Origin of the sequence: Candidatus Aquicultor sp., from assembly GCA_036504445.1 — a bacterium.
In the GTDB taxonomy this organism is placed as follows: Bacteria; Actinomycetota; Aquicultoria; order Aquicultorales; family Aquicultoraceae; genus DASXVE01.
In genome coordinates this window covers 1-21,200 of record DASXVE010000025.1, presented here as the reverse complement: position 1 = coordinate 21,200, position 21,200 = coordinate 1, and the positions used below count along the sequence as shown (strand labels likewise).

The 21,200-nt window shown below is 50.5% G+C and carries 22 protein-coding genes and 4 tRNA genes; 16 read left to right on the top strand and 10 right to left on the bottom strand.

Annotation, left to right across the window (positions count from 1 at the left end; all coding sequences use genetic code 11):
- Positions 1-150: 150 nt before the first annotated feature.
- The 5 genes from glnD to VGK02_07570 all read right to left on the bottom strand — a co-directional run bounded on the left by glnD (position 151) and on the right by VGK02_07570 (position 6,576).
- Complete coding sequence (gene glnD / locus VGK02_07590; protein ID HEY3374905.1) at positions 151-2,766, bottom strand: [protein-PII] uridylyltransferase; 2,616 nt, start codon at positions 2,764-2,766, stop codon at positions 151-153.
- 130 nt (positions 2,767-2,896) lie between these two features.
- Complete coding sequence (locus VGK02_07585; protein HEY3374904.1) at positions 2,897-3,235, bottom strand: P-II family nitrogen regulator; 339 nt, start codon at positions 3,233-3,235, stop codon at positions 2,897-2,899.
- 41 nt (positions 3,236-3,276) lie between these two features.
- Positions 3,277-4,596 (bottom strand): ammonium transporter, encoded by a 1,320-nt coding sequence (locus tag VGK02_07580; protein HEY3374903.1) that lies wholly within the window; start codon positions 4,594-4,596, stop codon positions 3,277-3,279.
- A gap of 297 nt (positions 4,597-4,893) precedes the next feature.
- Positions 4,894-5,232, bottom strand: coding sequence for a P-II family nitrogen regulator (locus VGK02_07575; GenBank protein ID HEY3374902.1), 339 nt, complete (start codon positions 5,230-5,232; stop codon positions 4,894-4,896).
- A gap of 12 nt (positions 5,233-5,244) precedes the next feature.
- On the bottom strand, positions 5,245-6,576 hold the full coding sequence (locus VGK02_07570) for an ammonium transporter (GenBank protein HEY3374901.1): 1,332 nt from the start codon (positions 6,574-6,576) through the stop codon (positions 5,245-5,247).
- A gap of 179 nt (positions 6,577-6,755) precedes the next feature.
- On the opposite strand from VGK02_07570, the gene VGK02_07565 reads away from it, so the two are divergent.
- The 5 genes from VGK02_07565 (at position 6,756) to hcp (ending at position 10,494) form a co-directional block, all read left to right on the top strand.
- Positions 6,756-6,902, top strand: a complete 147-nt coding sequence (locus tag VGK02_07565) for a hypothetical protein (protein ID HEY3374900.1) — start codon at positions 6,756-6,758, stop codon at positions 6,900-6,902.
- 146 nt (positions 6,903-7,048) lie between these two features.
- Entirely contained in the window at positions 7,049-7,405 is a 357-nt protein-coding gene (locus tag VGK02_07560; protein ID HEY3374899.1) for a cupin domain-containing protein, read from the top strand.
- 142 nt (positions 7,406-7,547) lie between these two features.
- The gene (locus VGK02_07555; protein ID HEY3374898.1) at positions 7,548-8,240 is read left to right on the top strand and encodes a Crp/Fnr family transcriptional regulator; all 693 of its coding nucleotides are present in this window, start codon (positions 7,548-7,550) and stop codon (positions 8,238-8,240) included.
- 117 nt (positions 8,241-8,357) lie between these two features.
- The gene (locus VGK02_07550) at positions 8,358-8,744 is read left to right on the top strand and encodes a 4Fe-4S binding protein (protein HEY3374897.1); all 387 of its coding nucleotides are present in this window, start codon (positions 8,358-8,360) and stop codon (positions 8,742-8,744) included.
- Between the two features lie 118 nt (positions 8,745-8,862).
- Positions 8,863-10,494, top strand: a complete 1,632-nt coding sequence (gene hcp, locus VGK02_07545) for a hydroxylamine reductase (GenBank protein ID HEY3374896.1) — start codon at positions 8,863-8,865, stop codon at positions 10,492-10,494.
- 119 nt (positions 10,495-10,613) lie between these two features.
- Here hcp and VGK02_07540 read toward each other — a convergent pair whose 3' ends face one another.
- Complete coding sequence (locus tag VGK02_07540; protein ID HEY3374895.1) at positions 10,614-11,081, bottom strand: hypothetical protein; 468 nt, start codon at positions 11,079-11,081, stop codon at positions 10,614-10,616.
- Here VGK02_07540 and VGK02_07535 point away from each other — a divergent pair.
- Together VGK02_07535 and VGK02_07530 are read left to right on the top strand one after the other, a co-directional pair.
- Positions 11,080-11,628 carry a L,D-transpeptidase family protein gene (locus VGK02_07535; GenBank protein HEY3374894.1) on the top strand — a complete coding sequence of 183 codons (549 nt, stop codon included), beginning with the start codon at positions 11,080-11,082 and terminating at the stop codon, positions 11,626-11,628. The genes VGK02_07540 and VGK02_07535 overlap by 2 nt on opposite strands.
- 88 nt (positions 11,629-11,716) lie before the next feature.
- Positions 11,717-12,460, top strand: coding sequence for a hypothetical protein (locus tag VGK02_07530; GenBank protein ID HEY3374893.1), 744 nt, complete (start codon positions 11,717-11,719; stop codon positions 12,458-12,460).
- Positions 12,461-12,480: 20 nt separating this feature from the next.
- Here VGK02_07530 and VGK02_07525 read toward each other — a convergent pair whose 3' ends face one another.
- Complete coding sequence (locus VGK02_07525) at positions 12,481-13,764, bottom strand: hemolysin family protein (GenBank protein HEY3374892.1); 1,284 nt, start codon at positions 13,762-13,764, stop codon at positions 12,481-12,483.
- Positions 13,765-14,197: 433 nt separating this feature from the next.
- Here VGK02_07525 and VGK02_07520 point away from each other — a divergent pair, with 433 nt between their 5' ends.
- Positions 14,198-14,791, top strand: a complete 594-nt coding sequence (locus VGK02_07520; protein HEY3374891.1) for a c-type cytochrome — start codon at positions 14,198-14,200, stop codon at positions 14,789-14,791.
- An 81-nt stretch (positions 14,792-14,872) separates the two neighbouring features.
- Here VGK02_07520 and VGK02_07515 read toward each other — a convergent pair whose 3' ends face one another.
- Positions 14,873-16,246, bottom strand: coding sequence for a sortase (locus tag VGK02_07515; GenBank protein ID HEY3374890.1), 1,374 nt, complete (start codon positions 16,244-16,246; stop codon positions 14,873-14,875).
- A gap of 142 nt (positions 16,247-16,388) precedes the next feature.
- Between VGK02_07515 and VGK02_07510 the strand changes: the two genes are divergently transcribed.
- The 3 genes from VGK02_07510 to VGK02_07500 all read left to right on the top strand — a co-directional run bounded on the left by VGK02_07510 (position 16,389) and on the right by VGK02_07500 (position 17,568).
- The gene (locus tag VGK02_07510) at positions 16,389-16,808 is read left to right on the top strand and encodes a hypothetical protein (GenBank protein HEY3374889.1); all 420 of its coding nucleotides are present in this window, start codon (positions 16,389-16,391) and stop codon (positions 16,806-16,808) included.
- A gap of 65 nt (positions 16,809-16,873) precedes the next feature.
- On the top strand, positions 16,874-17,398 hold the full coding sequence (locus VGK02_07505) for a BON domain-containing protein (protein HEY3374888.1): 525 nt from the start codon (positions 16,874-16,876) through the stop codon (positions 17,396-17,398).
- 97 nt (positions 17,399-17,495) lie between these two features.
- Positions 17,496-17,568: transfer RNA gene (locus VGK02_07500), tRNA-Arg, on the top strand.
- 4 nt (positions 17,569-17,572) lie between these two features.
- Here VGK02_07500 and VGK02_07495 read toward each other — a convergent pair.
- Positions 17,573-18,823 carry a divalent metal cation transporter gene (locus tag VGK02_07495; protein HEY3374887.1) on the bottom strand — a complete coding sequence of 417 codons (1,251 nt, stop codon included), beginning with the start codon at positions 18,821-18,823 and terminating at the stop codon, positions 17,573-17,575.
- Positions 18,824-19,314: 491 nt separating this feature from the next.
- Between VGK02_07495 and VGK02_07490 the strand changes: the two genes are divergently transcribed.
- Positions 19,315-19,911, top strand: coding sequence for an ATP-binding protein (locus VGK02_07490; protein ID HEY3374886.1), 597 nt, complete (start codon positions 19,315-19,317; stop codon positions 19,909-19,911).
- 77 nt (positions 19,912-19,988) lie between these two features.
- On the opposite strand, the gene VGK02_07485 is transcribed toward VGK02_07490, so the two are convergent.
- The gene (locus VGK02_07485) at positions 19,989-20,297 is read right to left on the bottom strand and encodes an FmdB family zinc ribbon protein (protein HEY3374885.1); all 309 of its coding nucleotides are present in this window, start codon (positions 20,295-20,297) and stop codon (positions 19,989-19,991) included.
- Between the two features lie 194 nt (positions 20,298-20,491).
- Between VGK02_07485 and VGK02_07480 the strand changes: the two genes are divergently transcribed.
- The 4 genes from VGK02_07480 to VGK02_07465 all read left to right on the top strand — a co-directional run.
- A tRNA-Tyr gene (locus VGK02_07480) sits at positions 20,492-20,573 on the top strand.
- A gap of 90 nt (positions 20,574-20,663) precedes the next feature.
- A tRNA-Thr gene (locus VGK02_07475) sits at positions 20,664-20,739 on the top strand.
- Between the two features lie 47 nt (positions 20,740-20,786).
- Positions 20,787-20,863 (top strand) — tRNA-Met (locus VGK02_07470).
- Positions 20,864-21,078: 215 nt separating this feature from the next.
- Positions 21,079-21,200, top strand: a 122-nt coding sequence (locus VGK02_07465) for a GTP-binding protein (GenBank protein ID HEY3374884.1), incomplete at its 3' end; no start/stop codon positions are given.

Genomic DNA, 21,200 nt, shown 5'->3' with positions numbered 1-21,200 from the left:
TTTATCTGCGGTTATTTTAGACCTAAGCGAGAAAACTGTATGAAAAACGGTGAATTTAAGTGATATTCGCCTATTCGCCAATGATTTTTACAAGAATGCGCTTGTTGCGCTGGCTGTTACCAATCACGGCTGAAGATAACAAACGCGGTTTTACTCAAGCGCCATTAAAATAGCGCGTTTTACATCGAGGATTTGTTCCGCATCGGAAAGCTTCTGGCCGTACATATCCCAGACGTAAAAGACGTCTATGACTTTATCCACGTTGGTTGAGACCTTGGCAAGGTGGATGTCGAGGTTGAGTTCGAACATCACCCGGGTAATGGTGTAGAGCAGGCCGATGCGGTCTTCGGCATGCACTTCAATGATTGTATAGAAATCGGATGATTCGTTATCGACCTCTACCCGTGCGGGCTTCTTGAGCGTGTGCTTCTTTTGGTTCTGATAGCGCTTAGCTTTCTCGGCAATTCGATATTCAAGAGCGATTTTGCCTTCAAGTGCACGCGCAATGTCTTTCGCCAGTACGTCTTGGTCGGCCGCATGCAGCCCCTGATCGAAATAGCCGGCGATTTTGAAGATATCGAGAGCCCCGCCATCGCTTCGCGTATATACCTGGGCGCCGAGAATGTTGATGCCGTGGATGGCGAGAACGCCGGATACTTTACTGAACAACCCCGGTTGATCCTTAGCTATAAGCACCAGCTCGTGAATTCCGTTGATTCGTTTTACCTTAACCGAGACCGGTGTGCCCGTGTGTTGCGTCTCGAACGCCTGCTTGAAATGGTCGATTATATCGGCAATATCCTGGGTGAGCAGGTAGGAGTGCGGCATTTGTTTTAAGAACCGGTCGATGTCCGCATCATAGTAACGGGCCACCAGCGCGGATTTCACACCGGCTTCAGTTACGCGCAATCGCTCGATAGTTTGCTCGCCGGTATATTCGCCGCTTTTAATAATATGGAGCGTTTTTATGAAGAGTTCCCGCAAAAGGTTATCTTTCCACATATCCCAGGCTTTGGGACCGGTTGCAAGCGAGTCGGCTATCGAGATAAGATAGAGCATCTTAAGGCGCTCCTCATTAACAATCGTCTCAGCTGTTTCAACGATTACGTTTTCGTCATCGAGGTCGCGGCGAAGCGCCGCGTCTGAGAGCAGCAGGTGGTTGGCAACAAGGAATACGATTGTTTCGACATCGCTTTCACTAAAGCCCATGCGTTTGCAGATAGCTGTGGCAATACGCGCGCCGTTTTCGCTATGGTTTTTGCCGCGCCCTTTGCCGATGTCATGCAGTAACCCGGCTACGAAGAGCAGATCCTTTTGCTCTATCTCGTTATAGATTTGCTCGAACAGCGGGTTTGTGGCGTCGTAGAAACCGGAACCGAACTTTTCGAGCTCGGCGACTGTTAAATACAGGTGCATATCCACAGTGTAAAGATGGTACGAATCGTATTGCGGCAGGCAGCGAACAGCCGACCACTCGGGGATATAGCGCGCAACTACACCGAGGTAATCCATAACCTCAAGAGCCGGAATCGCCGCACGTCCTGCTTTGAGCAGCGCGATAAAGTCCTCGCGGGTCGCGTGCGTCCATGCCGGTTGAAGATCAATCGCGTCAATTCCTTCGCGAATAAAGCCAAGGTTTCCGTAGGCAATCGGGACGTGTTCGGTGACGGCTTTGGTGAAGAGTTTGATCTCCGACCCCGGATGCATCCCGACAACCGTTGTGCTCTCCAGCGAAAGCCCGCCACCGGTCATAATTATTCCCGGTGTGGTTTCATGCGCCCCTTTAGCTTGATTCACCGGCACAGCGCCTAAATAGTCCGTCTTTATTTGTTCCCAGAATGAGCGCTGTGTTAGCTCTATTGCGCTTGCATGCATGTAAAATGCGCGCATGAATTTTTCGATACCGCTGATTCCGTTCGCATCCTTAAAACCGAGCCGTTTCGATATCTCAAGCTGGTGTTCGAAAAAGAGACGGTCGTTTTTTCTACCGGTAAGATAGTGGAGCAGGCTACGGATCGTAAGCAAGAACTCGAAACCTTCTTCAAGCTTGTCGGCATCGAATTCTGACAGGTAGTCGCTTTGTGTGAGCTGCCGGATCGTCGAATAGCCGAGCAAGCCTTTTGCCGCCCACAACATGGCATGAATATCACGCAGGCCGCCTTCGCCCTCCTTAAGATCGGGTTCAAGCAGGTACGCCGCTTGGCCGGCTTGGGTGTGCCGGGTTTCATTTTCCTTAAGTATGAGTTCGATGAAGCGGCGCCCACCACGTGCGCGAAGTTCTTTCGTGAGACCGGTTTCAAGCTGTGTGAGAAGCTCGCCGTTGCCTATAATGAGGCGTGCTTCGAGAAACGAGGTCTGCAATTCGAAATTTGCGGACGCCATGACGAGGCTTTCTTTGACGGTTCGCGTACCGTACCCGACCTGCAATCCTAAGTCCCATAAGGGGTAAAACAATTTCTCGGTGATCCCGGCGATGAGTGCTTTGTCTTTGATCCTGTGAAGAATCATGAGGTCAATGTCCGAATAGGGGCAAAGCTCACGCCGGCCATAGCCGCCGAGCGCTATGATGGCGATATCGTTTGAGCCCGGATCATATCCCAATCCAGGCTCCGCTATGACTTCGTTATACAAAGCGATAATAACCTCATCGACGAGGTCGGCGTGGTGCTGCGCATTCTCACGCCCGGACGGGCGGGCGGCGTATGCCTTTTCGAGTGTTGCCAACCCGTCCGTATATCTTTTGGCAATTCCTGAAGCAGTTGCCAAATATACTCAACCACCTTACATGTGTTGCGGCGCTACTATATGCTGATACGCTTATAGTAGCCGTGTCGTTTTTACGCGGCCTGAACACCGCCGCTATTCATAACGTGCTAATTAATAGCACTGCGCGCTATTATATCGCATCGTTGCCGCGTTCGCCGGTGCGGATGCGGATGACATCGTCGGCAGGGAAGACAAAGACCTTGCCGTCGCCGATCTTGCCGGTGCGGGCCGATTCGACGATGGTGTCGACTACCTGCGGCGCCAGCTCATCGCTTACCATGATTTCAAGTTTTACCTTCGGTACGAAATCGACACGATACTCGGCACCGCGATAGACCTCGGTGTGGCCTTTCTGGCGGCCGAAACCCTTGACCTCGTACGCGGTCATGCCCTGGATGCCGAGCTTGCTCAACGCATTTTTGACATCGTCCAATTTAAACGGTTTGATAATCGCTTCGATCTTTTTCAATGTGAGTCCTCCTCGTTATTCAAGCCATAAAGATGCGGTGTCTATTCCATACCGAGCGATGCCTCAGGAGCTGTATGACCGGCAAACTCGCTACCGAACACGAATTCGCCGCCTCCACCGCCTAAGCCGGACATGTCGTACCCGACCTCACTGTGCTGTGAGAGATCGAGGCCGGTAAGCTCATCTTCATCGGCGACGCGCACGCCGGCGATTGCATCGATTACTTTTAATATAACCATGCTGGCGACAAAAGAGAATCCCACAACTATCAACACTGCGAAGGCCTGAATCCCAAGCAGGCTTGCATTACCAGATAGCAGGCCGTTTGCACCGGCGCTGTTAATAGCTGTTGTCGCAAATATGCCGATCGCGAGCGTCCCGACAATACCGCCGACACCATGTACTCCGACGACGTCGAGCGAATCGTCGTAACCGAGCTTGAACTTCAAGGATATAGCATAATAGCAAACCACGCCGGCGACAAGCCCGATAACTAAAGCAGCAGCAGGGCCAACGAACCCGGACGCCGGCGTGATCGTTGCAAGACCCGCCACCGCGCCGGTCGCCGCGCCAAGCGTTGTGGGCTTACCGTTCTTGCGCCATTCAGCGATAACCCAGCTGACCGTCGCCGCTGTCGCCGCAATATGCGTCGTCACGAAAGCATTTACGGCAACCCCGTTCGCGGCAAGCGCACTGCCTGCATTAAAGCCGAACCAGCCGAACCACAGGATACCGGTACCGATAATGGTAAGCGGTATGTTGTGCGGGATCATCGGCTCGCTTCCGAACCCCTTTCGTTTTCCGGTAAAGATAGCTGCGGCAAGCGCGGCCGCACCTGAGCTTGCGTGCACGACGATGCCGCCGGCAAAATCGAGCGCACCAAAATCACGAAGCCAGCCGCCCGCGCCCCAGACCCAGTGTGCAACCGGTATATATACGATAACAAACCATGCGACGGTAAAGACGAGAAATGATGTGAACTTCATGCGCTCCGCAAATGCGCCCGTTATAAGCGCCGGGGTAATTATGGCGAACATCGCTTGGAAGATCATAAAGGCTTCATGAGGTATCGTGGGAGCATATGTCGGGTTTGGCGCCATGCCTACACCATGAAGGCCGATCCAGTTCAAGCCGCCGATGAGGCCGCCGAACGCGTCCGGGCCGAATGCTAGAGAGTAGCCGAACAGCATCCATATAATATTTATGATTCCGATAATAATAAAGCTCTGCATAATAGTGCCGAGCACGTTCTTGCTGCGAACCATCCCGCCGTAAAACAATGCGAGCCCCGGTGTCATGAATAGCACAAGGGCTGCGCAGATGAGCATAAACGCGGTGTCACCGGTATTGATATGTCCCATGATTTCCCTCCATCAAAAGAGCTGGTAGCGCGCCTGTGAGTGCACAAATTTCCCGATTATACCCTCGTCTACCATGATGCCCGTCACCAGGGTGACGGGCCTGCCAATTATATGGTTATTGTAGGCATGGATTATTTCGCTGGTGTTTCTGCAATATTAAGTTCGTGTTACCCCGGCGTTAACGGCGTGTTACGGGCAGCAAAACCACAAGGGGCGGTCGGGTCCGCCCCTTGTGTGTGATGGAAGGATCTGCGCCTTTGCAGAACCCGCTTTACAACCTCTATTATTTTCTATAACCTAGATCGCGTCGGGGCCGCGCTCGCCGGTGCGGATGCGGATGACATCGTCGGCAGGGGAGACGAAGATCTTGCCGTCGCCGATCTTACCGGTGCGCGCTACTTCCATGATGGTATCGACTACCTGCGGTGCCAGCCTATCGTCGACCATGATTTCAAGCTTTACCTTCGGCACGAAATCCACATTATACTCCGCGCCGCGATAGACCTCGGTGTGGCCTTTCTGGCGACCGAACCCCTGCACTTCAAGGACGGTTAGACCGTTAACTCCGATACCGCTGAGTGCGTCTTTAACTTCATCCAACTTAAACGGTTTAATAATCGCTTCGATCTTTTTCATAGGTCGGCCCTCCTAGTTGGGTTTGTGGGTTACCGGTTTCATTGCTGCAAAACCGGGCTGTGCATTTATTGCCATCCCCGGCTCAAGATGGCCCATTGTGCCCGAACCGAAACCGCCGAGCGCGTAGCCGTTCTCGGCATGCTGTGTTAAATCGAGACCGGTTAGTTCGTCTTCCTCGCTGATGCGTAAGCCCATGACCAAGTCGATGACTTTGAGAATGGCGAACGAACCTATAAACGAGAATCCGATTGTGACGGCGACAGCGATAAGCTGCTTTACCAAAAGCCCCGGGTTGCCGTGTAACAGGCCGTTTGCACCGGCGCTGTTAATAACAGTCGTCGCGAACACACCGGTAAGAAGCGCTCCGGTCACACCACCCACACCGTGTACACCCACAACATCGAGCGAGTCGTCGTAGCCGAGCTTATACTTAAGGCCGACCGCGAAGTAGCATAGGGCACCGGCAATAAAACCGATTGCGATAGCCGCGAGCGGGCCGACATATCCTGACGCCGGCGTAATCGCTACCAGACCGGCAACCGCACCGGATGCGGCGCCGAGCGTTGTCGCTTTACCGGTTTTGATTCGCTCAAAAAGAATCCAGCTTAAAGCCGCCGCCGCTGTTGCGACCTGGGTTACGACAAATGCTACTGCGGCAAGACCGCCGGCGGTAAGGGCGCTGCCGGCGTTAAAACCGAACCATCCGAACCATAGAATAGCCGCACCGAGGATGGTCATCGGCAGGTTATGCGGATGCATAGCCTCTTTTCCGAATCCTTTGCGTTTACCCATAATAATGATGGCTGCAAGAGCGGCGACCGCGGCGTTGATGTGAACGACCGTTCCGCCGGCAAAATCGAGTGCGCCTAAGTTGCGGACCCAGCCGCCGACGCCCCACACCCAGTGTGCGACCGGACTGTAGATAAGTATCATCCACGCGACCATAAAGACGAGAAAAGAACTGAACTTCATGCGCTCCGCAAATGCGCCGGTTATAAGCGCCGGGGTGATGATGGCAAACATCATCTGAAACGCCATAAACAAGATGTGCGGTATCGTGGCGGCATAATCGGCGTTTGGAGCCATACCTACACCCCTAAGGCCGATCCAGCTTAAATCGCCGATCATACCGAATTTGTCCGGGCCGAACGCCAGGGTATAGCCGATAAGAATCCATACAATGGTGCCGACGCCGAGCATAATAAAGCTCTGCATAAGGGTGCCGAGTACGTTTTTGCTCCGCACCATACCCCCATAAAATAGCGCCAGGCCGGGGGTCATAAACATGACCAGCGCCGTTGCAATCAACATCCAGGCCGTATCGCCTGTATTAATGTTCTGCATTGAAACCATCTCCTTTCATCACGTAAACTTATAAGTGCAATCGTTGCTCAGCAGCTGTGCTACTTTAGATAATAGGCAGTACGTGTTTCAAGGCGGTTTCGAGCACATTAAATGTGCATTTCATTCATATTACGTGCGGATTACGGCAGTATTACCAATAGGTTTCGCGGTGTTGCAGTATGGAATCGCTGAACCTGGCGGGACATGGTTCGGTATCTGTCGATGACAACGCTAAAAAGATTGTGCAAGTATCGGCAAAAACCGCCGGCAAATCCAGTATGACGCTATATAGTAATATAGTAGATGAGGGTGCATGGGGATTCTAAGGCACGACTTATTATTTTAATGTGCCGCACACCGTAATTCTGGCACTATACGGTGCAAGGTTGCCTGGCGATACTTGCCGGATGAAACCGCTGAGCGATAGCTTACATATATTGCCGGGCTGAGAAGATTACGCGGAGGTTATTACATGTATAAGGTTCAATACGATCAAGTTAACGCAACCGCTGTTGAAGAGGCGGGGGCAAACAATGTTTCGGTCCGCTGGGTTATTTCCGAGCGGGAGGGCGCGGATAACTTTGCGATGCGCGTCTTTACCATGACCCCGGGCGGTTACACACCGCTGCACATGCACGCGTGGGAGCATGAAGTTTTCATTCTAAAAGGAACCGGCGTTGTTGTAAGCAACGGGGCGGATGTACCGTTTGCGCCCGGCGATGTCATCTTTGTCCCCGGCGAGGAGGAGCACCAGTTTAAAAACACTGGCGATGCGGATGTCGAGTTCATCTGCCTTATCCCGATTGCACCGAAAACATGCGCAGGCTAGATTTACGCAGTGCGTTTGTTTGTGCGGTGTGAATTTGCAAAAGAACGCAAAGTAGATGCATCGATTTACAAAGCGACGTGGCTGGTCACCGCTTTATTTTGCATAGAATGAAGAAACTGGTTTATACCGCGGGGTTAATTGAATGGATAAAATTGAAGCGCTCAGGACGTGCCAGCTTTTTAAGGGATTACCTGAGAACAACCTTGAAGAACTCAGCGGTATCGCAGTATTCTTACGGTTCAAAAAAGGAGACCTCATCTTTTGTGACGGGGATGTAGGCCAGGGGTTTTACGTTGTCGTTCACGGCCGGGTTAAACTCTATAAACTCGGAATGGACGGGCGCGAGCAAATCCTGCATTTCGTGAGCGACGGCGATCCGTTTGGCGAGGTCACGCTCTTTTCCGATGTCTCGTACCCCGCCTTTGCCCACGCTTCTACAGAGCTCGAAGCCCTCTGTTTCAATCGAGATGATTTCAAAGCGCTTGTCGGTAAAGACCCGCAGCTTAGCTTAAATATGATCGCTATCATGTCGCGGCACCTGCGCCGCTTTGCAACGCTGGTTGAAGAACTCTCGCTCAAAGACGTACCGGCTCGGGTTGCCCGGTACCTACTTGATCTTGCCGTAAAAAACGGCCGCTCCATCGACTCAACGGTGGAATTTGAGCTTGATTCAAGTAAAACCGAGCTTGCCCAAAAGCTCGGCACAATTAGCGAAACCATCTCCCGGACCCTGGGTAAGCTGAAATCGACCGGCGTTATCGATATTGCGGGTCGCAGGATCGTGGTGCTCGATATGGACTCGCTTGAAGAAATCGCCTCAGGTCTTCGCAAGTAACCGCCGAACAACCGCCCCCTAAACAAACTTTTCGAAATAATCTTCCGGCTTTGACTTAAGTCAAAGCTGATTTAGGCGTGCGCACAGTATTCTAAGAGTACGAGGGAGGAGGTCATCATGACTGCAAAAACTTTTCGAAAAATCGTCAAAATTGATGAGGATAAATGCACAGGCTGTGGGGCGTGCGTTAGCCCGTGCGCTGAAAGCGCTATCGAGATTATTAACGGCAAAGCCAAAGTTATTAAAGAGGAGCTATGTGACGGGGCCGGCTTTTGCATCGGCACCTGTCCGGAAGGCGCACTTTCGGTTATAGAGCGTGAAGCTGATGAGTTCAGCGAAGAGGCGGTTAACGAGCATAGGACGGTGCATAGCGTTGACCCGGTTACGCAGCATTGCCGCTGGTGCGGCGCTGCGGATACCGACCGCCCGTTGCTTCCAGCCCGCTTTAAAGGTGAAAGCGTCTGGGTATGCGTGAAATGCTTGCCGCCGCTGATTCACGGGTAAGCCTTACAACTAAAAATTTTGAGATATATTTTAGCCCTCGCCCGCCAACAACCCCTCGGCGGGCGAGGGCTAAAGATTTAATAACTCAATTGCAGCTCTACGGGTAAAGGGAGATGCTATGTTCTGTTATCAATGCGAACAAACAGCAAAAGGCACAGGCTGCACGGTCGCGGGCGTATGCGGTAAGCAGCCCGGCGTAGCGGCTTTGCAGGATTTACTTACGTACGCCGTAAAGTGCCTTGGTCTTTGGGCGTCCGAAGGCAGGAAAGCAGGCATTGTTAATCAAGAGACAAATGCGTTTACCGCCGAAGCGCTCTTCTCAACGCTCACCAACGTGAATTTCGACCCGAAGCGTCTTGCGGCTCTAATCAATCGTGCGGTTCGGCTTCGCGAGACCATGAGGCAGAAGGTCCGTGAGGCAGGTGGCATTTCGGATATCGCCGAGGCAAGCGCAGGTTTTGTGTCGGAAAACACTATTGAAAAGATGGTTGGTCAAGGCGAGCAAGTCAGATGGGTATCTCATGAGGTAGCCGCCGACTACGACATCAAATCCCTGCAGGATATTGCGCTTCTCGGTTTGCACGGAATAGCGGCGTATGCCGACCACGCACGGATTTTAGGCCAGGAAGACGATGCGGTTTACGGCTTCATCCACGATACGCTTGCGGCGCTTGCGCGCGGCGGGGGAGACCTGAACGAATGGCTTGGCATAGTCTTGAAGTGCGGAGAGATCAATCTTTGTGCCATGGAGCTGCTTGATGCAGCCAATACGGGCACGTACGGGCATCCGGTGCCCACCAAGGTAACGCTTGGTCATAGAGCAGGTAAAGCGCTTCTCGTGTCCGGCCACGATTTGAAAGACCTTGAAGCAATTCTCAAGCAAACCGAAGGGAAGGGCATTTACGTTTACACTCACGGCGAGATGCTGCCGACGCACGGCTACCCGGAGCTTAAGAAATACGACCACTTTTACGGGCATTACGGTACGGCATGGCAGAACCAGCACAAGGAGTTTACAAACTTCCCGGGTGCGATTGTGATGACAACGAACTGCATCCAGAAGCCGCTCGATTCCTATAAAGGCAATATTTTTACAACCGGTTGCGTAGCGTGGCCCGGTGTACCCCATATTGCCGATAAGGATTTCACTCCGGCTGTTGCAAAAGCACTCGAGCTGCCGGGCTTTGTCGAGGACGAAGAGGGCAAATCCGTCACGGTCGGCTTTGCCCGCAACACGGTTATGGGGGTGGCCGGTCAAGTTATCGAGGGAGTTAAAAACAAAGACATTCGCCATTTCTTCCTGGTTGCCGGGTGTGATGGCGCGAAACCGGGCCGTAATTACTACACCGAATTTGTTGAAAAGGTGCCGGACGATTGCATAGTACTTACGCTGGCCTGCGGAAAATTCCGCTTCTTCGACAAAGAGCTCGGCGATATCGGCGGCATACCGCGCCTGCTCGATGTCGGTCAGTGTAACGACGCCTATTCGGCAACCCAAATAGCGGTTGCATTAGCGGATGCGTTCGGCGTCGGCGTAAACGACCTGCCGCTATCACTCGTGCTTTCCTGGTACGAGCAAAAAGCGGTCGCGATTCTGTTGACCTTGCTCCATCTCGGCATTAAGGATATCCGCCTCGGGCCGTCACTGCCGGCGTTTATTACACCGAATGTGCTTGATGTTCTGGTGAAGAACTTCGGGATCAAACCGATTTCAACGCCGGACGAGGACCTGGCCGCCATACTTGGCTAAGCCAAGCTGTTTATAGCGTTAACATATGCGCTATAGATAGCGCATAAATAGTTACATATGTTGGTTGGGCAGCGCACATAGCGTGCTCAAGAAATAACACGATGAATATGCGATAAGCGTTAGAAAAGCCGGAGTAACAGCTCCGGTTTTTCTTTATAAAAAAACTTGCTTGCAAGGCATAAAAAAGCCACAAAGGCCTTGCTCTTAGAGCGCTTTTTTAGTATAGTAACCGGCGTCTTTACATAATTTTGGCTACGATGGGGGTTTACCTTGACCGCACGGAAATACAGCTCGCGTACCACTCGCATTCTTATTGCCGCACTTTTCTTAGTTGCATACATCATCTCTTTGGCTATGCCGGTTTCCGCCGATACGATACCAACAAAAACATTCGCAGAAGATTCGCAGACGCCGACGTTGATCTTTGCGCCGGCAACTCCGTCAACGACACCGACAACTACACCAACAACAATACCGGTACCGAAGCCGCCGGCGCCCAAGCCGAAACCCGAACCAAAACCCAAACCAACACCAAAACCGGTGGTAAAGCCCGCCCCGGTGTTTATCTCAAACCATAGGCTCAGCATGGGTTCACGCGGTGCCGATGTGATACGCTTGCAGCGGCGTCTAACCGAGCTCGGTTATAACCCGGGAGCGATTAATGGCCGCTATAACATGCATAGCTGCTATGCGGTTGTAGCGTTTCAGAAGGTAAACGGGCTTTCAAGGGACGGCGCTGCGGGAAAATCCACGTTGCGCGCTCTCTCGTACCCGAAAATTATTAAAGCCCGCTACAAAGGCGATCATGTCGAGGTTAATAAAGCGCTCCAGGTACTGCTTATAGTACGTGGCGGCAAAGTTACAAAGATATTTCCGGTATCGACCGGCAGGCACGGTCACACCACGCCGTCGGTGACGGCGCGCGTGTATTCCAAGCCGGGTTACCAATACAGATCGAAGAAATATGACGGTATTATGACCTGGACGAGCTTCTTCTACAGCGGCGTAGCCGTTCACGGCTATCCCAGCGTTCCAACGAAGCCGGCATCGCACGGCTGTGTTCGCGTGCCGATTGTCGATTGCAAGTACATCTATAACAACATGCCTATGGGCTCTTTGGTTTATGTGTATTAGAGCTAAATTATCTGCTTAAGCAGGTGCTCGAAATTTTCGATACATAGAGAGATATATCCTGGTGGCTCGACAAAGAAGGAGTATCTCTATGGGAACCAACGGAGTGAAGAAGTTGCTCGCCGTGCTTGTTGCGATTATTTCAGCGTTTGCCGCAGTCGGTTGTATTGCAAAAACCAAAAAGAAATCGACAGCGTGTTCGTGTACGGCAATGTCGTGCACATGCGGTAGCAAAAACGATGGTATTGCTGGCGAAACTGCAGACATCCCACCGCAAGCAACGCGTCCGCGCAGCAAAGAATATAGCGAATATGCCGGCACATTAACCAAAGAGGCACTCCGCGACGTTTTTGCCAACATCAAAGATGAATCCATATCCAACGATACCGTTGCTAAAGTGATAACCGGTCTTATCAACCTGCAAAACGTGATTCACCCCGAACAGGCGGTTGACGTGCGTAACATCCACTTTATGAAATACGGCGCGAACAACACCATGGTGATAGACCTTTACACCGCTGTATACGGGAAGCCCGCTCACGGTGAAGAGCTCACCAGACTTTGGCGGGATGTGTTCTTGGCTGATGACTTTTGGAACGCCGATTTCGCCAAGGTGCGAATAAACGTCCGCGATAAGAAGAGCGGAGAATTGTGCGAGGTTATATTATGCGGCCTCGACGATGTGCGAAGCTATCTTCTTCGGGAAGTGTCGATCGAGGCATTTAAGCAATCGTGGACGAGGAAACCAGCGGATGCAGCGCAAGACAAAAGGTCGACAAAAAAGAACGGTACTGCAAAAACGAAGAAGCAGTCGAAACTTAAACATGCTCAATGATCAAACAGGAACGGCCGGAGTTATTGCTCCGGCTTTTTTGTTATACGGACGAGCGCCACGCGGCGTTGCTGCATCGATTGTACGCGGAACCTCACACCGTTAAAGATGATTTCCTCGCCCGGTCGCGGTATGTGTCCGAGCTCCGCCAGTATCCAACCGGCGACAGTATCGTACTCGGGTGAGACCGGGATGCCAAGGTTAAAACGCTCATTAAGCTCATCTATCGGTATATGGCCGTCAACCACGATCTCGCGCTCTGTCTCGGCTTTTATAAGCTCTTCTTCCGTTGTGCCGCCAAATTCACCGACGATTTCTTCAACAACGTCTTCGATGGTTACTATGCCGGCAGTACCTCCGTACTCGTCAAGCACGACGGCCATATGCAGCCTGCTTTTCTGGAGGTCCTGCAACAAGCTGATGGCGGGTTTGGTCTCCGGCACGTAGAGGACGGGGCGCATAACATCGTGTATCGGCGCATCGAACCGGTTGCTTTCGATATCCGCAATAAGGTCTTTTAGGTGGATCGCCCCGAGGATATTATCGAGGTTCTCTTGATACACGAGCAAACGTGGATGCCCGCTTGCTTTTGATTCCTCTAGCGCATCGCGTACGGTAGCGCTTGATTCGACCGCAGCGATATCCGGGCGCGGCACCATTATCTGCCGAGATACCGTGTCGCCAAATTCAAAAGCCTGGCGTATGAGGCGCTTTTCCTCGTCCATGAGCGCCGAATGCTGCGTAACGAGCAGCTTTAATTCTTCTTCGGTTGTCTGCGGGACGGTATCTTCAGGCCTAACCCCAAACGCTCTGATGATTGTATTGGTTGAAAAACTTAGCACCCTGGTAACCGGATAGGTAAGCATGTTTAACGTGTTGATCGGCCGGGCTATGGCAAGCGAGATTTGGTCCGATTTAAGAATAGCGATGCGTTTTGGGACAAGTTCGCCGAAAACCAACGTCAGATACGAGATGATAAGCGTTATAATGATGACGCTTATCGCTCCCGCAGCGCTCGATAGCACCGGAATGTTAAGGCCTCTTATGTACCTGCTAAGCGGCTCACTGAGCTGAGCCGCCGCGGTCGCACTTGCAAGAAAACCGGCCACGGTAACGCCCGTTTGCGTTGATGCCAGAAACTGGCTGGGGTCGTGCAAGAACTTCATTACGATTTGAGCCGGCGCCGACCCTTTTTCCGCAAGCGGCCGGATGCGGGTTTCCCGCACCGTGATGACCGCAATTTCAGCGGCAACAAAGAAGGCGTTTACCAGGATTAATGCGCCAATAATTATGAAATCAACTAACAAAGAGTCACCAATCCTTCATACTAATAAAAGCAATCATTCTTGCTGATTGCTCAGATATAAAATACCACAAACAGCGGGTTTGATATATCCCGAGCGTGGCCGGTAAAAATAACTGGTGCCGTACTCACTAGCCTTTTTGATAAAAAAATAACTTATACCAAAATCGGCAGTAAAGAAATATTGCAAAACTGCCTCGGTAGAGCTATAATATACCAGTGAGGGTATCGGAGTCTGGTTGCTTACAGCAGTAAGACTACAAAACGTATTATGACCTGCGGCTTTAAACGTACTAAATGCATCAATATTTGCACCCCAACTTTTATATGAATATTCACTATTTACCAGGATAGATTGCTTCCAGGCATTGACAACCCATTGGTTAAATATTTATCATTTAAGATAGGGAAATACTAGAATCAGACAGGATAGAATAATGGCGGCCAGGAAGACTAACAAAAAGTTGATATCGATTCTTGTGCTCGTCTTTACCGCGTCTCTTTTTATCGCACAAAATGCGTCCGCGGTTGACACGAAACAGCTCGTCTACAAAGCTTGTACCGAGTGCCATGATGCAAAGAAAGACCCCAAAACCGGTAAGACTTACTGGGAAGGCCAAAAGAAGACCAAGGCAGAATGGTCCAAGATCGTCAATAAGATGCAGATGTGGGGCGCTCAGCTCACCGATCAAGACACAAATGACGTTAATGAGTATCTTACCGCGATGAGTAAAGGTACCATCAAGCAGCCGACGACAACGACAACCCAGAAGCCGAAACCGACAACCACGACTTCGAATCCGAACAGCGGCAATATAAAAGCTCAGAAAACCGCAATCACGACAACCACGGTGATGCCTACCACAACGACAACGCTTCCACCTGCAACACTTGCGCCCGTCACGAGCGTGCCAAAACAACAGGCAAAAACAGGTATTGAGGTAATCTGGTACTTACTGGGCGGCGGTGGATTGGTCGGCTCGGGTATGGCGATGAGGAACAAGGGGAATCAGTTAAGCGACGAAGAATAATACGTAAAGAATACAGCGATAAAATGCAGTAATAAATATTTCGAAATTGTAAATGGACCATCGCAAGATTGGTCTATTTTTTTATTGAGGTTGCAGCCGGTAGTGCAGTTTGGTTAACTCGAACGCATTCATAGGCTTCTTATTTCTTATCCGTTTAATCCCGCTTAACGCATCCGGGCATGTTGGGTCATATTGAAGCGCCTGGTTGTAATAGTTCAATGCCAGGTTATCAACGCCCATCTTCTCATAGGCACCGGCTACATATACATACGGGTCGGACATGTACGGCATCATGTCAACGCCACGTTTAAAGACAGTTGCCGCGCGATCGTATTCTTCGGTTGCGATGTACATGTTGCCGAGGTCAAAGTAGTAGTCCGGGTTAGTGTTTCGCACGCCGTTAATCATTGATTGCTCGGATAAAGCCACGTTTGTTTCAAGGCTCCGTTTTATCGCACTGAACCGCGCTTGCAGCTTCTGTATATCGACCGAATTCGGCTCAATGAGCGTTGCTCTCCTGAGAGCTTTATATGCCTCTGCATATTTATCCAGCTCAATACAGGTGCTGGCAAAATCAGCGTATACATAGGCATCGAGTGGATTGTTCTCGACTTGCAGGCGCTGTTTCTTGTAATCCTTCAGGAGTTGCGCGTACGTTCTCGGTTTGTTGCTGAATCGCTTGGGCTGCTTCTTTTCCTGGAGGATGTTTTTGACTACCCGGATGATAGTCGGGCGCCGTGCCGTGCTGTTGATCAACACACCCATGACATTCAGCCTGGTTTTGGCACTGTATTTAGGGTTACACGTGGTTAGCGTAATTCGTGGGTCGGGCGTCGGCTGAAGGTTATGGGTATCGCTTGGATCGGTGACTTCCATGCTTTCAACCTCGTACTCGTAGATATAATCGACGGTTTCGAGAATTATGGTGTCGCCCTTAGAGAGTTCATCGAGCCGGTTAAACGGGTGGGTGTAGGTGACCCTGTGGCCTGCTATACCGCAATTGCCCCGCTCGCCCGGGTTTACCATGCCGGCGTAGTGGCCCGGTCCGAACTGCAAGATTTCGGGGCCGCTGCCTTCTATGATAACTTGATCCACACTTATTTTCGGTATTTTTATCTTCGTTTTCGGGAACGGTTTCAATTTACCCGTGCCTCGATTTTTGTTGGACACCGGAGTGCCGAATACGGCGTCTTCCTCCGGGAGTTTGCCTGCTGCGATGAGTGCATCTTGCTTCTGGCGGATCATATCGGCGATACGTCTCTGGTCGCCTGCTTGCTGCTCCCAGGCTTGTGCGAGCTGCAGTGACTTGAAATAACCGTAGGCCTCAGTAGCGAGGGGGAATACAATAATGATAATCCCCGCCACAATGAGGAGTGTCGATAGACTCTTTCGCAGTTTTCGTATGAATCGTTGCCGTTTCTTATTATTTGAGTGTGAAATGGTTTTGCTATCCATTATACCTACGCACTTTTACATATTCTGACACTAGCTTACAGAAAACCACGAGCATAATCCAGCTAAAGAAGCGGTTTTATCGTGTCTCAACGTATTATTTATTGTTTTATATCGGCTTTTTCGGCACCGGAAAGCACATGAAATGTCGAGGTTCAACTACTCCTTTAGAAATCACAGCCAGCAGCTCAACTTATACGCATGGCTTGTGCCGTATAAGATCGAGCGCTTACAGGCCGCATACATGGACATGAAAGGCATTAAGATTTGCGATGCGCCCCTGTGGAGCGAGCGCGAAATCGAAACACTGTTCGATCAGAAATTGCCGGTGCTCGACACGGCGTTTAAACACGGCATACTGCCGCCGGCCGATTATACCAATTGGCGATGCAACGGCTGGTGCAACGTAAAGTCGATATGCTCGAAACTTCACGAAGAGGAGCTTATCTCGCACATGAAAAAACAGGCGAAGATTATATTGTTAAGAGCTTTAATGCCGGATAATCCGAGGCCGTATGGGGCCTCTTTTGTTTTTGTACTGTTTAGCTTCGATATTTGCGGGTAGAACAGGTATAAGAGGAGTGTCAGCGGGCTAAAGATAAAGAGCAGTCCGATAAGGGGGTGTTTTACATGGCAATGCGAGGTGAACATAAGGAGAACAACCCGTACGACCTTGCGGCTGAAGAGACGCCCGAAACCGAAGATGAGATACTCGATCTGATAGCTGATATCTATGCACGTGACGATAGGATTGATCCGACATATACCGAGGCGCACGTCGATAACGGAAACGTCACGCTTGAGGGGAGCGTTCGAACGCAAGAAGAATTAGAGATGGCAGAAAGCCTTCTCGATAATATCGAAGGCATAAATCAGGTCACCAATAATCTCGAGGTGGTTCTTTCAGATTATGACGGTGAGGTTCTGTGGCCGGGTGAGGAAGAAACCGACGAGCAGGAATTTGAAGATATCGAGGTATTGAAGCCCGATGAGGTTTTGGTAACCGAAGATGTCCAGGACGCGGTTGAAGAGGGCAAGTCATACGTGCCCCCGACCGAACCGATATTCCCGACCGTGCGGGGCGACGCAGGCGAGCGTATGCGGGAGCGGGTTGCCCAGCGTGAAGCCACCGGCGAAGCTCCTGACCAGCTATAATAGTAGGGATGGCGCATGCTATGCGGCCGATTATATACAGCTTGACATGTACCGCGTGAGCAGGTATCTTGAATACGCACGCGGTACATGTGCGTCTGCGCTCGTAGCTCAGGGGATAGAGCGTTGGTCTCCGGAACCAAAGGCCGCAGGTTCGAATCCTGCCGAGCGCGCAAGTTAGAAGATAGATAGGTATATGAACAATAATGCGGCAAGTGTCATCGATACGATCGCCGTATATCCGATGACATTCATAAGCCGGCTATTAACATGCGCGTTCATGATCTCTTTGTTGTTGGAAATGCGCATGATTACTACCAGCAAAATCGGCACAAGTAAGCCGCCTATGACCTGGGAGTAGTAAAGTGCACCAATCGGGCTGATATGTAGAAGGTCGATACTGGTGCCGATCAGAATGGAAACAACGAGGACCGTGTAAAAACCCGGAGCTTTTCTAAGCTTCTCATTAAGGCCTTCTCTCCAGCCGAATATCTCGGACACAACATAGGCTGTTGAACCGGCCAGTACCGGAACCGCGAGAATGCCAGACCCTATAATCCCGAGCGCAAACAGTAGAGAGCTTGCATTTCCAGCGATGGGTGCAAGCGCCTCGGCAGCTTGCCGGGCACTGGTAATACTCATTATTCCTTGCTTGTTGAGCGTTGCCGCGGTTGTTAGGATGATGAAGAAAAAGACTATATTAGTAAAGGTAAAGCCCACGCTGACTTCCTGCAAACGACTGCGCAGTTCTTGTTTTGAAATCGCTTGAGCGCCCTCATCCTGAATCTCTTCGACTTCTTCAGACGCCTGCCAGAAAAATAAGTATGGTGAAATCGTTGTGCCAAGAACGGCAATAATAGCCGTGAGCGTCGTCTTATCAAACTTGACCGTGGGAATAATTGTGTGATAGAGCGCTTGACCCCAGTCGGGCTGAGCGAGAAACCCGGCAAAGACATATGCAAAAAGGATTAGCAGCAGCCACTTCAAATATCGTTCAATAGTTTTATAGCTCGCAAGGATTTCGACTACGGCGATGATAATGGCGACAACAGGGACCATAGCGGAAATCGGGAAGCGAGGAACGAGCAGGTTGATGCCGGCGGCCATACCGGCTAGATCGGCACCGATGGTTACTAGATTTGGTATAAGAACGGCAAAAGCGCTGATGATAAGCATTGTCTTACCATAGTTGTCTTTGATGGCTGTACCGAGACCTTCTCTCGCGATGAGGCCTACTCGGGCACACATGCTTTGTACCGCTATAACGAGAGGGAGCGTATAGAGGCTTAGCCACAACAAACTATATCCGGTGGCCGCACCGGTTACCGAGTACGTCGATATGCCAGCCGGATCATTATCTGAAGCACCTGTGATAATCCCGGGCCCGAGGTATTTAGAGAAGTCTCTCAGTCTTCTGGCTACGCTCATATCTATTGATTACCTTAGTCGCTGAAAAATAAACGGTCTGGCAGCAGAAAAGGGCTTGCCAGCCAACCATAAGCATGACCATCTTACACCAACCTAGCTCACAATGGTATTTAATAATCAGCGACGGATGATATGTGCAAATCAGAATAATCCCCCCGTTGCCCGATAATAAGCGCTAAGGCTGGAAACATATATCAAGCCGCAAATGTGAACCACGTTCATAACGATGTAACAGTTGTAAAAACATAATGAACAATCGTAAACAAATACAATACATAACTTGAATATCGATAAAATTACATTTGCCGTCATAACAGGGGGTAGGTTTTCGCAAAAACGGGTATGATTCATCAAATATATCATACTACATGCAGTATATTTGCTGGTTTAAAAAATAACGTTATGTTGGCCAAAAGCCAAGGTTTAATATGAGAAAAAAACGGGAAATTAAAATCAACAAGCAAGCGTTACATAATGACAAGGAGGAAAAGATGGCAGGCAGGCGGCTTACGCTGCTGCTTCCGGCAAAACCGCAGAGTCTCAATGCCATCAGGAGACAAGTCGAAGGCTTCATTCAATATACGCCGTTTGAAACGCGCGGCGGGGATATTCTTGTCGTGATCTCCGAGGCATGCACAAATGTTGTGCGACACGCTTACGTGAAAGACCACGATCGGCCAATTATTACATTAGGGGCCGAATTGAAATCGGATAGTCTCGTATTCGTCGTTTGTGACAAGGGTAAAGGGCTCACATTGACTGATGAGGCACCGGTGTTTTCAGAGGATGGCGGTTTTGGTTTGTTTCTCATACGCCGGTTAACAGACCGGTTTGAGTGCCGTTCATCGGCTACGGGAACCGTGCTTGAGCTAGCTTTTGAGAACCCCGATCGGGATGGCTGGCAAGAGAGTAGAAAACGGAAACCAAAACCGTCTATTAGAGATGTTGCGGCGGTATTCTTAGTTGCATTCCGTGAGGCCGTATGCCCGCGTGTAAAAGTACTGCAACGGCAACGCATATGCTGCAATTCTACTGCAATGCCGAACAACACTATGCCAAGCAACAGCATGTTGCTTGGCAAGAAATAAACTCCCCGCAGGGAACGCGCGTTTTAGACTGCCGCGAGTAAGTCATTTTGTCATTATGCTACATTAAAACCGTTACGTTATGCATCGTTTGATGAGCCGCACGTACCCGCAGATGCACAGCTAGCGCATCCCGAATCGCCGACTCCGTTATCAGTGCTCTTTGATGCGCCATTCTCGGACGTTTCCTTTTCGTTTGTTACGCGCCGTGACGATTTGTAGTCGTTTATGTGAAAACCGCTTCCCTTAAATGCAATACCTACCGGAAAGAATATCTTAGCGACCGGCTTGTTGCATTTTGGACAATCCTTAATGGGCTCGTCGGAAACCGATTGGATTACCTCGAATGAGTGATCACACACCGTACAACGATAACCGTATGTGGGCATACCTTCACCTACCATAGTGTTTTTTAAAATTTTACCAAATAATGGGCTGTTTTGCATTAAGTGCCGTGATATCTACCGCACATACGTTCATTTAAGCAGGCCGACCCCAACCCCTGTGATTTTTTATGTAACCTGGTCAATTGACATAAATGCACTTTTCGAGTACCATCGTAAGGGCGCGTAAATTGCTGTATGGAGGGGTTCCCGAGCGGCCAAAGGGGACGGACTGTAAATCCGTTGGCGGAGCCTTCGAAGGTTCGAATCCTTCCCCCTCCACAGAGCCTGAGGTCCGATTATTGGCTTGAAAAACAGTTTGAAAATGCAGCACAAATCATTATAATAACTTTGGCGTATGAATTATTGTTTGCCTCCGTAGCTCAGTCGGCAGAGCACTTCCATGGTAAGGAAGGGGTCAGCGGTTCAAATCCGCTCGGAGGCTCCAGCTAGAAACGTATGCAACATGTATGTTTCTAGCTTCTGATTTTAAATGGCGGTGTAGCTCAGCGGTTTAGAGCACACGGTTCATACCCGTGGAGTCGCTGGTTCAAATCCAGCCACCGCTACCAAAGAAAATCGCCCTATGGGCGATTTTTTTAGAACCGGAAGGATTGTCGGGTCGGGGAATATGCACAAGCATCCGTATTGCGGGGCCCCGGCCTTACATTTATCTTTACATAAATGTAAGGATAAATGTAGAGATAAAGAGCCGAGGTCTCAGGCTCACGCGAGCTATTTTGATGCATAATGCCATAGCTTATATCGTATAGGGAGGAATAAACGTATGGCCAAAGCGAAATTTGAAAGAAACAAACCCCACATGAATATCGGAACCATCGGTCACGTGGACCACGGCAAGACCACTCTTACCGCGGCGATCACCAAGACCCTTGCCGAGAAGGGGTG

What these genes read in the sequence shown, in the direction of transcription:
- VGK02_07580 (HEY3374903.1), bottom strand. Translation starts at nt 4,596, where the DNA reads ATGGGACATATCAATACCGGTGACACCGCGTTTATGCTCATCTGCGCA.
- VGK02_07575 (HEY3374902.1), bottom strand. Translation starts at nt 5,232, where the DNA reads ATGAAAAAGATCGAAGCGATTATTAAACCGTTTAAGTTGGATGAAGTT.
- VGK02_07570 (HEY3374901.1), bottom strand. Translation starts at nt 6,576, where the DNA reads ATGCAGAACATTAATACAGGCGATACGGCCTGGATGTTGATTGCAACG.
- VGK02_07565 (HEY3374900.1), top strand. Translation starts at nt 6,756, where the DNA reads ATGGAATCGCTGAACCTGGCGGGACATGGTTCGGTATCTGTCGATGAC.
- VGK02_07560 (HEY3374899.1), top strand. Translation starts at nt 7,049, where the DNA reads ATGTATAAGGTTCAATACGATCAAGTTAACGCAACCGCTGTTGAAGAG.
- VGK02_07555 (HEY3374898.1), top strand. Translation starts at nt 7,548, where the DNA reads ATGGATAAAATTGAAGCGCTCAGGACGTGCCAGCTTTTTAAGGGATTA.
- VGK02_07550 (HEY3374897.1), top strand. Translation starts at nt 8,358, where the DNA reads ATGACTGCAAAAACTTTTCGAAAAATCGTCAAAATTGATGAGGATAAA.
- hcp (HEY3374896.1), top strand. Translation starts at nt 8,863, where the DNA reads ATGTTCTGTTATCAATGCGAACAAACAGCAAAAGGCACAGGCTGCACG.
- VGK02_07535 (HEY3374894.1), top strand. Translation starts at nt 11,080, where the DNA reads ATGGGTTCACGCGGTGCCGATGTGATACGCTTGCAGCGGCGTCTAACC.
- VGK02_07540 (HEY3374895.1), bottom strand. Translation starts at nt 11,081, where the DNA reads ATGCTGAGCCTATGGTTTGAGATAAACACCGGGGCGGGCTTTACCACC.
- VGK02_07530 (HEY3374893.1), top strand. Translation starts at nt 11,717, where the DNA reads ATGGGAACCAACGGAGTGAAGAAGTTGCTCGCCGTGCTTGTTGCGATT.
- VGK02_07520 (HEY3374891.1), top strand. Translation starts at nt 14,198, where the DNA reads ATGGCGGCCAGGAAGACTAACAAAAAGTTGATATCGATTCTTGTGCTC.
- VGK02_07515 (HEY3374890.1), bottom strand. Translation starts at nt 16,246, where the DNA reads ATGGATAGCAAAACCATTTCACACTCAAATAATAAGAAACGGCAACGA.
- VGK02_07510 (HEY3374889.1), top strand. Translation starts at nt 16,389, where the DNA reads ATGTCGAGGTTCAACTACTCCTTTAGAAATCACAGCCAGCAGCTCAAC.
- VGK02_07505 (HEY3374888.1), top strand. Translation starts at nt 16,874, where the DNA reads ATGGCAATGCGAGGTGAACATAAGGAGAACAACCCGTACGACCTTGCG.
- VGK02_07495 (HEY3374887.1), bottom strand. Translation starts at nt 18,823, where the DNA reads ATGAGCGTAGCCAGAAGACTGAGAGACTTCTCTAAATACCTCGGGCCC.
- VGK02_07490 (HEY3374886.1), top strand. Translation starts at nt 19,315, where the DNA reads ATGGCAGGCAGGCGGCTTACGCTGCTGCTTCCGGCAAAACCGCAGAGT.
- VGK02_07485 (HEY3374885.1), bottom strand. Translation starts at nt 20,297, where the DNA reads ATGCCCACATACGGTTATCGTTGTACGGTGTGTGATCACTCATTCGAG.